We start from the raw sequence: 11,425 nt of genomic DNA, 5'->3' as shown, positions 1-11,425 counted from the left end.
TCAACACCATTTGTGGTCCACCAAGGTCTTTCCGTGTTCGATTGCGTATTCGAACTCGTGACGGAAATGCTTGGTGAAACTGCGAACCGGGAACACCGCGGCATCGGCCAGGGCGCAGATGGTGCGGCCCGCCATGTTGTTGCCAACGGAATCCAGAAGCTCCAGATCGCCCGGACGGCCTTCGCCGTTGGCGATGCGATGGATCACGCGATAGAGCCAGCCGGTGCCTTCACGGCACGGCGTGCACTGACCGCAAGACTCTTCGTGGTAGAAGTAGGCCAGACGCTCCAGCGCCTTGATCATGCACACGTCTTCGTTCATCACGATCACGGCACCGGAGCCCAGCATGGAGCCGGCCTTGCTGATGCTGTCGTAATCCATGGTGCAGCTCATCATGATTTCGGCCGGCAGAATCGGAGCGGAAGAACCACCCGGGATCACCGCCTTAAGCTTCTTGCCGTCCCTCATGCCGCCGGCCATTTCCAGCAGCGTCGAGAACGGGGTGCCCAGCGGAATCTCGTAGTTGCCCGGACGATTGACGTGACCGGAGACCGAGAACAGCTTGGTGCCGCCGTTGTTCGGCTTGCCCGCCTCGAGGAACTTCTGCGCGCCGTCGCGGATGATGAACGGCACCGAGGCGAACGACTCGGTGTTGTTGATGGTGGTCGGCTTTCCGTAGAGGCCGAAGCTGGCCGGGAACGGCGGCTTGAAGCGCGGCTGGCCTTTCTTGCCTTCCAGCGACTCCAGCAACGCGGTTTCCTCGCCGCAGATGTAGGCACCGTAGCCGTGGTGGGCGTACAGCTCGAAGCTGAAGTCGGTGCCGAGGATGTTCTGGCCAAGGAAGCCGGCCTTGCGGGCCTCTTCCAGCGCCTCTTCGAAGCGCTGATACTCGGCGAAGACCTCGCCGTGGATGTAGTTGTAGCCGGCCTTGGTGCCCATCGCGTAACCGGCGATGATCATGCCTTCGATCAGCGCGTGCGGGTTGAAGCGCAGGATGTCGCGGTCCTTGAAGGTGCCCGGTTCGCCCTCGTCGGTATTGCACACGACGTACTTGTCGCCCGGGAACGAACGCGGCATGAAGCTCCACTTCAGGCCGGTCGGGAAGCCGGCACCGCCACGACCGCGCAGGCCGGAGTTCTTCACCTCGGCGATCACGTCTTCCTGCGGCAGCTTGCTGTCGAGAATCTTGCGCAGCGCCTGGTAGCCGCCACGTGCCACGTAGGCATCAAGGCGCCAGGCATCGGCGGCGGCCGTGTCCACCCCGTCGAAAATCACACCATTGACGAAGACTGCCATTATTTCAACTCCGCCAGTTTTTTATCGATAGCTTCGGGCGTCATGAAGCTGCACATGCTGTGGTTGTTCACCAGCAGCACCGGCGCGTCGCCACAGGCACCCATGCACTCCCCTTCCAGCAGGGTGTACATGCCGTCGGTACTGGTTTCGCCGATGGCGATGCCCAGCTTGCCCGAGATGTACTCGGCCGCGTTGACGCCGCCGGACAGGGCACAGGGCAGGTTGGTACAGACGGTGATCTTGTATTTGCCCACCGGCTTCATGTCATACATGTTGTAGAAGGTGGCGACTTCGTAGGCAGCTACCGGGGGAATTTCCAGGTAGTTGGCGACGAACTCGATCACCTCTTGATTCAGGCAGCGGGCTTCCGGGGTTTCACCGGTGGAACGCCGCTCTTCCAGCGCGATGCGCAGAGCACCCATGACGGCGGAGCGCTTCTGGTCGGCCGGATATTTGGCGACCTCGCGGTCGATCAAGGCAAGCGATTGTGCGGACAGCATCAGCGGTCAATCTCCCCAAACACGATATCCTGTGTACCGATGATCGCCACCACGTCGGCGATCATGTGGCCGCGCGACATTTCGTCCAGGGCCGCCAGATGGGCGTAACCCGGCGCGCGGATTTTGAGACGGTACGGTTTGTTGGCGCCATCCGACACCAGGTAGATGCCGAATTCACCCTTGGGGTGTTCCACCGCGGCGTAGGCTTCGCCTTCCGGCACGTGCATGCCTTCGGTGAACAGCTTGAAGTGGTGGATCAGCTCTTCCATGTTGCTCTTCATGCCTTCGCGCGAAGGCGGAGCAACCTTGAAGTTGTCGGTGATGACCGGCCCCGGATTTTTCTTGAGCCAATCCACGCATTGCTTGACGATGCGGTTGGACTGGCGCATTTCCTCGATGCGTACCAGATAGCGATCGTAGCAGTCGCCATTGACGCCAACCGGGATGTCGAAATCCATGCGGTCGTAGACGTCGTAGGGCTGCTTCTTGCGCAGGTCCCACTCGATACCCGAACCGCGCAGCATCGGCCCGGAGAAGCCCAGGTTCCGTGCGCGCTCCGGCGATACGACGCCGATGCCGACGGTACGCTGCTTCCAGATGCGGTTGTCGGTCAGCAGGGTCTCGTACTCGTCCACGTAGGTCGGGAAACGCTGGGTGAAGGCGTCGATGAAGTCGAGCATGCTGCCCTGGCGGCCTTCGTTGAGTTTGGCCAGTTCACGCGCGTTCTTGATCTTGGAAACGGTGTACTGCGGCATCGAATCCGGCAGGTCGCGGTAGACGCCACCCGGACGGAAGTACGCCGCGTGCATGCGCGCACCGGAAACGGCCTCGTAGCAGTCCATCAGGTCCTCGCGCTCACGGAACGCGTAGAGGAACACGGTCATCGCACCGATGTCGATGGCGTGGGCCCCGATCCACAGCAGGTGGTTCAGGATACGGGTGATCTCGGCGAACATGACGCGGATGTACTGCGCCCGCTCGGGAACTTCTACCCCCAGCAGCTTCTCGATCGCCAGGCAGTAGGCATGCTCGTTGCTCATCATGGAGACGTAGTCGAGACGGTCCATGTACGGCAGCGACTGGATGAAGGTCTTGCTTTCGGCCAACTTCTCGGTGCCGCGATGCAACAGACCGACGTGCGGGTCGGCGCGCTGGATCACTTCACCATCCAGCTCCAGCACCAGGCGCAGTACACCGTGTGCCGCCGGGTGTTGCGGACCGAAGTTGAGCGTGTAGTTGCGAATCTCAGCCACCGTAGGTCTCCTCGCGAATGATGCGCGGGGTGATTTCCCGCGGTTCGATGGTGACCGGCTGGTAGATCACCCGTTGTTGCGTCGGGTCATAGCGCATTTCGACGTAGCCGGACAGCGGGAAGTCCTTGCGGAACGGGTGGCCGACAAAGCCGTAGTCGGTCAGCAGGCGGCGCAGGTCCGGATGGCCGTCGAACACGATGCCAAAGAGGTCGAACGCTTCGCGCTCGAACCAGTTGGCGGAATTCCACACGCCGACGACGGAATTCACCACGGGGAAATCGTCTTCCGGTGCGAAAGTCTTAAGGCGGATGCGCCAGTTGTACTTGAGGGACAGGAGATGAGAAACGACGGCAAAGCGCGGACCATCCCAGGGCTGGTCCTTGTAGCTGCTGTAATCAACGCCGCACAGATCGATCAGTTGCTCGAACGACAACTCGGCGTGATCACGCAGCAGGGAGGCTACTTCGACGATGTTTTCTGCCTTGCAGACGATGGTCAGCTCATCGAGCGCCAGCGTGCTCTGGACAAGCCTGTCGCCCAGCACCTGCTCGACAACCGACTTGAGCGCTTCCATTTTGGAGGCCATGGGTTTCTACCTTAGCGGGCAATGGTGTTAGTACGTTTGATCTTGTTCTGCAGCTGGATGATGCCGTACAGCAGCGCTTCGGCAGTCGGCGGACAGCCCGGCACGTAGACATCAACAGGAACGATTCGGTCGCAGCCCCGCACCACGGAGTACGAGTAGTGGTAGTAGCCACCGCCGTTGGCACAGGAGCCCATCGAAATGACCCAGCGCGGCTCGGCCATCTGGTCGTACACCTTGCGCAGGGCGGGGGCCATCTTGTTGCACAGCGTACCGGCCACGATCATCAGGTCAGACTGGCGCGGACTCGGGCGGAACACCACGCCGAAGCGGTCAAGGTCATAACGGGCCGCACCCGCATGCATCATTTCCACCGCACAACAGGCAAGACCAAAGGTCATCGGCCACAGCGAACCGGTACGCGTATAGTTGATGAGCTTATCGGCGGTAGTGGTGATGAAACCTTTTTCGAGAATGCCTTCTACTCCCATTCCAGGGCTCCCTTTTTCCACATGTAGACGAAGCCGAGCGTCAGAACCGCAATGAACTCCACCATGACACCAAAACCGAACGCACCGAGTTCCTTCAGCACGACGGCCCAAGGGAACAGGAAGGTGATTTCGAGATCGAACAAAATGAAGAGGATGGCTACGAGGTAATAACGCACGTCGAACTTCATGCGCGCGTCTTCAAAGGCCTCGAAGCCGCACTCGTAAGGAGAGAGTTTTTCAGGATCAGGACGATTAGGAGCAACCAGCCACCCCAGCAGGATGGGGCCGACACCAACCAAGAGCCCTACTATGACGAACAACAGAATGGGAAAGTAATTTTGCAGCATTTCCCGTATACCCCCAAAAAAAGGAGGTATGACCCTCCTTGGCTCGAAATAAAACAGGCCACCGGAATCCCGGTGGCCTGTTTTTTACGGTGGTGCCGACAGTGAGACTCGAACTCACACAGCTTTCGCCACTACCCCCTCAAGATAGCGTGTCTACCAATTTCACCATGTCGGCACATAACTAAACTTTTATTCCGGTATCTTCGAACCGGCAGGCTTCTGATTCGCGGCACCGCCCGGGAGTTGCGGCACTACTTTTTCAATTTGCCCACCCATCACACCCAGCTCGCTAGAGGGACCAGCAGAGAGCTTAACCAAGGCAAGACAGGTCGAGAAAAACACAATAGCTGCAACAGCAGTGGTGCGACTCAGAAAGTTTGCCGAACCAGAGGCTCCAAACAAACTACCGGACGAACCTGCGCCGAACGCCGCCCCCATATCCGCACCCTTGCCGTGCTGCATCAGGACAAGAACAATAATTGTTACTGCGGATATGATATTAATTACCCAAACGAGCGTTTTTAGAATTTCCATACTATATCAATTTTCTAGCGGTTTGGCAAATCATCGAAAACGACTCTGGAACCAGGGATGCACCCCCTACCAGCGCCCCGTCAACATTATCGAGAGACAGGATTGCCATCGCATTGTCTGCTTTGACGCTGCCGCCGTAGAGGACGCGAATATTAGCAGAGCCCTTGAGCCGGCGCAAGCATTCGGCTTTTATTTCACGGTGGATTTCGTCGATCTGCTCGAGACTGGCCACCTTGCCCGTACCGATCGCCCATACCGGCTCATAGGCCACCACCACCTGCCCGCCGTCGATGCCGTCGAGCACCGACAACTGCTCGCGGATTACGGCGAGATGACGATCCGCTTCGCGTTCAGCCAGAGTCTCGCCAACGCAATATACCGGAGTGAGGCCGGCCGCGATGGCGTTGCGCAGCTTCAGACTCAGCGCCTCACTGCCTTCACCAAGATACTGACGGCGCTCGGAATGGCCTACCAGCACGTAGCGGCAGCCAACGTCAGCCAGCATGTTGGCCGAGCTTTCTCCGGTAAAGGCACCGTCTTCGGCGAAGCGACTGACGTCCTGGGCCGCCAGCACTAGGCCCTGCCCGCCAAGCAAGGATCCGACCGATACCAGGTAGGGAGTGGGAACCGCGATGGCGACGCCGGAACGGTTGACCGACTCAGACGCCAACAATTGCGCCACCAATTGCGCGTTGAACGCATGGCGCCCATGCATTTTCCAGTTTCCAATCACCAACTTATCAGCCATAACACCCCCATATTATTTCGACGCGCATTATATCCCCGATCTAAGGAGCGTCAAATCGCCTACCGGCAGCGCCCAAAAGACAACTTGTAATATTTCTGCAAAATACGAGGACTAGGATGCGTCCATCGTCAACTGTGTCGCTCACACGGAGTAAGCATGAAACAGTCCATTCGCCTGGCCGCCTCGTTGGTTCTGACGGGGGCCGTTGTGTCCGGAACGGCTTTCGCCGCAGACATTACCGGTGCCGGCGCTACCTTCCCTTACCCGCTGTATGCAAAATGGGCCGAAGCCTACAAGGCGGCCAGCAACAACAGCATGAACTACCAGTCGATCGGTTCGGGCGGCGGCATCAAGCAGATCCAGTCGAAGACCGTTGATTTCGGTGCTTCCGACATGCCGTTGAAGCCGGAAGAACTGGCCAAGTCGGACCTGACCCAGTTCCCGACCGTGATCGGTGGCGTGGTGCCGGTGTACAACCTGCCGGGCGTGGCTGCAGGCCAGGTCAAGTTCACCGGCGCGCTGCTGGCTGAGATATTCATGGGCAAGGTCAGCAAGTGGAACGACCCGGCCATCGCCAGCCTGAACCCGGGCGTGAAGCTGCCGGATCAGAAGATCACCGTGGTGCGCCGTTCGGACGGCTCCGGCACCACCTTCATCTTCACCAACTACCTGTCCAAGGTGTCCAGCGACTGGGCCGGCAAGGTGGGCTCCAACACCGCCGTGAACTGGCCGACCGGTGTGGGCGGCAAGGGTAACGAGGGCGTGGCCAACTACGTGACCCGCATCAAGGGTGCCATCGGCTACGTCGAGTACGCCTACGCCAAGCAGAACAAGCTGTCCTACGGCCAGCTGCAGAACCAGGCTGGCGCCTATGTTGCCCCGAGCGAGGAGAGCTTCAAGGCCTCTGCCGGCAACGCCGACTGGAAGAACGCCCCGGGCTTCTACCTGATCCTGACCAACCAGCCGGGCAAGACCAGCTGGCCGATCTCCGGCGCCACCTTCATCCTGATGCACAAGAAACAGGACAAGCCGGTACAGGGCAGCGAAGCGCTGAAGTTCTTCGACTGGGCGTACAAGAACGGCGATAAGACCGCGCTGGATTTGGATTACATTCCGATGCCGGCCAACGTCAAGGCCACCATCCGCGACAGCTGGAAGCAGATCACCGACAACAGCGGCAAGGCCATCTGGAAGTAAATCGCCATATCAGACGGCGGCTGGCACAATGGGGGTTACGCCCTGCCAACGCCGGGCGATCAGGCCGGGGAGACGACTCTCCCCGGCTTTTTGTCTGGATCGAAATACATAGAGCCATACATGGAAAAGTACAATAACGAGCAGCGGATGAACCGTCAGATGATGCTCGACAAGCTGTTCCGGAACGTCACGCGAATGTTCGCGTTCCTGGTTCTGGCGTTGTTGGTCGGCATCCTGATTTCTCTCGTCATTGGCGCCCTGCCCAGCATCAAGGCCTTCGGCTGGCAGTTCTTCATGACCAGCGACTGGGACCCGGTATCCCAGAAGTTCGGCGCGCTGGTGCCGATTTACGGCACTCTGGCCACCTCGCTGATCGCCCTGTTGATCGGCGTGCCCGTCAGCTTCGGCATTGCCCTGTTCCTCACCGAACTGTGCCCGACCTGGCTCAAGCGCCCGCTGGGGATTGCCGTGGAGCTGTTGGCAGGCATTCCGTCCATCATCTACGGCATGTGGGGCTTGTTCGTGTTCGCACCGCTGTTCGCCGACCATGTGCAGCCGATGCTGATCGACAACCTGGGCGAGCTGCCGCTGATCGGTTTCCTGTTCCAGGGTGCGCCGATGGGTATCGGCATCTTCACCGCCGGGCTGATCCTGGCGATCATGATCATTCCGTTCATCGCCTCGGTGATGCGCGACGTCTTCGAAGTCGTGCCAACCCTGCTCAAGGAATCGGCATACGGCCTGGGCTCCACCACCTGGGAGGTGGTGCGTTACGTGGTGCTGCCCTACACCAAGACCGGCGTGGTCGGCGGCATCATGCTGGGACTCGGCCGTGCCCTGGGGGAAACCATGGCGGTGACCTTCGTGATCGGCAACTCGTCGAATTTCGCCACCGGTCTGTTCGAGCCGGGCAACTCGATTGCCTCGTCGCTGGCCAACGAATTTGCCGAGGCGAGCGGCGAACTGTACATGTCCTCGCTGATTCAACTCGGCCTGATTCTGTTCTTCATCACCTTCGTCGTGCTGGCCTGCTCCAAGATGCTGTTGCTGCGCCTGAAAAAGCAGGAAGGGAAGGCATCATAATGAATGATCGTACACATATCCCTGCGGCCATCCCGTCCCCTGCGACCGAGAACCCGGGACAGACTGGGCGCTTTGCCATGGATCCATCGATTTACCGCCGCCGCCGCCTCATCAACGCCATCAACATGGGGGCGTCGATGATGGCGATGATGTTTGGCCTGTTCTGGCTGTTCTGGATCCTGTGGACCCTGATCGACCAGGGCCTGGGCGGACTGTCGCTCGACGTGTTCAGCCGCAGCACGCCACCCCCGGGCAGCGTCGGCGGCCTGGCCAACGCCATCTACGGCAGTCTGCTGATGACGCTGTTCGGCACCCTGATCGGCACCCCGATCGGCATCCTGGCCGGCATCTACCTGGCGGAGTTCGGCCAACGTGGCTGGCTGGCGCCGGCGACCCGTTTCATCAACGACATCCTGCTGTCGGCACCGTCGATCGTGATCGGCCTGTTCATCTACGAGATGTACGTGGTCAGCGTCGGCCATTTCTCCGGCTGGGCCGGGGCGCTGGCCTTGTCGATCCTGGTGATCCCGGTGGTGGTGCGCACCACCGAGAACATGCTGCGGCTGGTGCCGGGCAGCCTGCGCGAAGCCGCGGCGGCCCTGGGGGCACCGCAGTGGAAGGTAACGCTGTACGTGACGCTGCGCTCGGCCAAGGCCGGGGTGCTGACCGGCATCCTGCTGGCGGTGGCGCGCATTTCCGGCGAGACCGCACCGCTGTTGTTCACCGCGCTGAACAACCAGTTCTGGAACAGCAATATGAACCAGCCGATGGCCAACCTGCCGATCGTGATCTTCCAGTTTGCCATGAGCCCCTACGCGGACTGGCACACCCTGGCCTGGGCCGGGTCGCTGCTGATCACCTTCAGCGTGCTGGCGCTGAACATCGTTGCCCGCTGGATGGGCAGTCAGAAAACCCAATCGCATTAAGGCTTGACGGACATGGCTGAAAACAACATCAAGCTTCAGGTCAAGAATCTGAACTTTTACTACGGCAAGTTTCACGCCCTGAAGGGCATCAACCTCGATATCGCCTCGCGCAAGGTGACCGCCTTCATCGGCCCCTCTGGCTGCGGCAAATCGACCCTGCTGCGCACCTTCAACCGCATGTTCCAGCTCTATCCCGGGCTGAACGCGGAAGGCGAAATCCTGCTCGACGGCCACAACATCCTCGGCCGCGACGTCGACATCAACCTGCTGCGCGCCAAGGTCGGCATGGTGTTCCAGAAGCCGACGCCGTTCCCGATGTCGATCTACGACAACATCACCTTCGGCGTGAAGCTGTACGAGAAGCTGTCGAAGGCGGAGATGGACGATCGCGTGGAATGGGCGCTGCGCAAGGCGGCGCTGTGGAACGAGGTGAAGGACAAGCTGAAGCAGTCGGGCAACTCGCTGTCCGGCGGCCAGCAACAGCGCCTGTGCATCGCCCGTGCCGTGGCTTCGCGTCCGGAAGTGCTGCTGCTCGACGAGCCGACCTCGGCGCTGGACCCGATCTCGACCGCCCACATCGAAGAGCTGATCCACGAGCTGAAAGAGGACTACACCATCGCCATCGTGACCCACAACATGCAGCAGGCGGCGCGGGTGTCCGACTACACCGCCTACATGTACCTGGGCGAAATGGTCGAGTTCGGCGATACCGATGCGATCTTCACCACGCCGAAGAAGAAGGCGACCGAAGATTACATCACCGGCAAGTTCGGCTGATCGCCGTTACCTCACGTCATTTGCCACGCCCCTGCCTGCAGGGGCGTTTTGCTTTGGGGATGCTCCGTGGCGAGACTATGACAGAATGCTGGATTTGACGCCGTCAAGTTGGCGTGGCGCACCCGGCCTCCATTGCCACACCCGGCGTGAAAAACTTGACGTTCCCACGGCCAAAGCCAACAATTCCGCCCTTCTTTCATCTTATTGAAACTTATCATGCTGGACATCTTTTCAGGGCTGGAAACCCATGTGGCCCTGACCCTGATCCTGTCACTGGGCTTCGTTCTGGCCTTCGAATTCATCAATGGCTTCCATGACACCGCCAACGCCGTGGCGACGGTGATCTATACCCAGTCGATGAAACCGCAGGCGGCAGTCATGCTGTCGGGCATCTTCAACTTCCTCGGGGTGCTGACCGGCGGTCTGGCCGTGGCCTACGCCATCGTTAACCTGCTGCCGGTGGACCTGCTGGTGGCGGTCAACTCGAACCGCGGCATGGTAATGGTGTTCTCGCTGCTGGCCTCGGCCATCATCTGGAACCTCGGCACCTGGTATTTCGGCATCCCCTCCTCCAGTTCGCACACCCTGATCGGCTCGATCCTCGGCATCGGCATCGGCAACTCGCTGATCAACGGCACCGATGTCAGCACCGGCATCAACTGGGGCAAGGCGATCGACGTCGGCATGTCGCTGCTGTTTTCGCCGCTGTTCGGCGCCGGCCTGGCCGGCCTGCTGCTCTACCTGCTGATGAACTGGTGGCCGCGCAGCAACATCCACAAGAGCCCGTTCCAGCGCCAGCAGATCGAAGGCCGCAAGCATCCGCCGTTCTGGGCGCGCTTCATGCTGATCGTGTCGTCGATGGGGCTGAGCTTCTCGCACGGCTCGAACGATGGTCAGAAGGGCGTCGGCCTGGTGATGCTGGTGCTGATCGGCATCGTGCCGGCGCAGTTCGTGGTGAACCTGGACAGCGACCCGATCCAGATCGAACACACCAAGATCGCCGCGCTGCAGCTCAAGGAGCTGTACCAGCGCAACGAAGCGGCGATCCTGGCGCAATACCCGGCCTCCGCCAAGCCGAAGCAGGCGTTCAGCTGCAGCCCGGCGGCCACGCAACAGTACGCCGGCACGCTGCTGTCGGCGATCGGCGAGGCCCGAAGCTTCCAGCAGTTGCCGGAAAGCCAGCGCTGGGCTATCCGCACCCAGCTGATCTGCCTGGCCGACAGCGCCAAGAAGATCGCCAAGATCGCCAGCATCGGCGACGTCGAGAAGAAACAGCTCAAGGGCATCCAGCGCGACCTGACGGTCACCACCGAGTACGCCCCGATGTGGGTGATCGCGGCGGTGGCGCTGGCCATGGGCATCGGTACCATGGTGGGCTGGAAGCGCGTGGCACTGACCGTGGGCGAGAAGATCGGCAAGAAGGACATGACCTATTCGCAGGGGATGTCGGCACAGATCGTCACCGGCGTGGCGATCGGTCTGGCCAGCCTGGTGGGGGCCCCGGCCTCGACCACCCACGTGCTGTCGAGCGCGGTGGCGGGCACCATGGTGGTGGGCCGTTCCGGCCTGCAGCTGTCGACGCTGAAAAGCATCCTGATGGCGTGGATTCTGACGCTGCCGGTGTGCATCGGGCTGTCGATCGGCTTCTACTACCTGGGCGTGCATCTGTTCGTCTGAGCGTTGCCGCAGG

Annotated in this window: 13 protein-coding genes and 1 tRNA gene; 5 read left to right on the top strand and 9 right to left on the bottom strand. The window is 60.5% G+C overall.

The window, feature by feature from the left end; all coding sequences use genetic code 11:
- From nuoF to tpiA, 9 genes are all read right to left on the bottom strand, one after another.
- Nucleotides 1–1,296 carry an NADH-quinone oxidoreductase subunit NuoF gene (nuoF, locus tag AC3WG5_RS09430; RefSeq protein WP_014085964.1) on the bottom strand — a complete coding sequence of 432 codons (1,296 nt, stop codon included), beginning with the start codon at nt 1,294–1,296 and terminating at the stop codon, nt 1–3.
- Complete coding sequence (gene nuoE / locus AC3WG5_RS09425) at nt 1,296–1,796, bottom strand: NADH-quinone oxidoreductase subunit NuoE (RefSeq protein WP_008953448.1); 501 nt, start codon at nt 1,794–1,796, stop codon at nt 1,296–1,298. Before nuoE ends, nuoF begins: the two co-directional genes overlap by 1 nt.
- The gene (locus AC3WG5_RS09420; protein WP_008953449.1) at nt 1,796–3,049 is read right to left on the bottom strand and encodes an NADH-quinone oxidoreductase subunit D; all 1,254 of its coding nucleotides are present in this window, start codon (nt 3,047–3,049) and stop codon (nt 1,796–1,798) included. The genes nuoE and AC3WG5_RS09420 overlap by 1 nt, the downstream gene beginning before the upstream one ends.
- Nucleotides 3,042–3,635: an NADH-quinone oxidoreductase subunit C gene (locus AC3WG5_RS09415; protein WP_492568502.1), complete on the bottom strand. Its 594-nt coding sequence runs from the start codon at nt 3,633–3,635 to the stop codon at nt 3,042–3,044. The genes AC3WG5_RS09420 and AC3WG5_RS09415 overlap by 8 nt, the downstream gene beginning before the upstream one ends.
- A gap of 11 nt (nt 3,636–3,646) precedes the next feature.
- A complete protein-coding gene (locus AC3WG5_RS09410) occupies nt 3,647–4,123 on the bottom strand; it encodes a NuoB/complex I 20 kDa subunit family protein (protein WP_008953451.1) in 477 nt (158 codons plus the stop codon).
- Nucleotides 4,114–4,470 (bottom strand): NADH-quinone oxidoreductase subunit A, encoded by a 357-nt coding sequence (locus AC3WG5_RS09405; protein ID WP_008953452.1) that lies wholly within the window; start codon nt 4,468–4,470, stop codon nt 4,114–4,116. Before AC3WG5_RS09405 ends, AC3WG5_RS09410 begins: the two co-directional genes overlap by 10 nt.
- A 90-nt stretch (nt 4,471–4,560) precedes the next feature.
- A tRNA-Leu gene (locus AC3WG5_RS09400) sits at nt 4,561–4,645 on the bottom strand.
- Nucleotides 4,646–4,659: 14 nt separating this feature from the next.
- Complete coding sequence (gene secG / locus AC3WG5_RS09395) at nt 4,660–5,004, bottom strand: preprotein translocase subunit SecG (protein WP_081455941.1); 345 nt, start codon at nt 5,002–5,004, stop codon at nt 4,660–4,662.
- 1 nt (nt 5,005) lies between these two features.
- Nucleotides 5,006–5,752 (bottom strand): triose-phosphate isomerase, encoded by a 747-nt coding sequence (gene tpiA, locus AC3WG5_RS09390; RefSeq protein WP_492568501.1) that lies wholly within the window; start codon nt 5,750–5,752, stop codon nt 5,006–5,008.
- 156 nt (nt 5,753–5,908) lie between these two features.
- Here tpiA and pstS point away from each other — a divergent pair, with 156 nt between their 5' ends.
- From pstS to AC3WG5_RS09365, 5 genes are all read left to right on the top strand, one after another.
- A complete protein-coding gene (pstS, locus tag AC3WG5_RS09385) occupies nt 5,909–6,949 on the top strand; it encodes a phosphate ABC transporter substrate-binding protein PstS (RefSeq protein WP_008953454.1) in 1,041 nt (346 codons plus the stop codon).
- A 120-nt stretch (nt 6,950–7,069) separates the two neighbouring features.
- Nucleotides 7,070–8,032 (top strand): phosphate ABC transporter permease subunit PstC, encoded by a 963-nt coding sequence (gene pstC, locus AC3WG5_RS09380; RefSeq protein ID WP_008953455.1) that lies wholly within the window; start codon nt 7,070–7,072, stop codon nt 8,030–8,032.
- A gap of 77 nt (nt 8,033–8,109) precedes the next feature.
- A complete protein-coding gene (pstA, locus tag AC3WG5_RS09375) occupies nt 8,110–8,958 on the top strand; it encodes a phosphate ABC transporter permease PstA (protein WP_050773221.1) in 849 nt (282 codons plus the stop codon).
- A gap of 12 nt (nt 8,959–8,970) precedes the next feature.
- Nucleotides 8,971–9,735, top strand: coding sequence for a phosphate ABC transporter ATP-binding protein PstB (gene pstB / locus AC3WG5_RS09370; protein ID WP_008953457.1), 765 nt, complete (start codon nt 8,971–8,973; stop codon nt 9,733–9,735).
- Nucleotides 9,736–9,951: 216 nt separating this feature from the next.
- Nucleotides 9,952–11,412 (top strand): inorganic phosphate transporter, encoded by a 1,461-nt coding sequence (locus tag AC3WG5_RS09365; RefSeq protein ID WP_492568500.1) that lies wholly within the window; start codon nt 9,952–9,954, stop codon nt 11,410–11,412.
- The last annotated feature ends 13 nt before the right edge of the window (nt 11,413–11,425 follow it).

Source organism: Pseudogulbenkiania sp. FW507-F1 (genome assembly GCF_058781125.1).
This window is presented reverse-complemented; position numbering and strand designations above follow the sequence as displayed.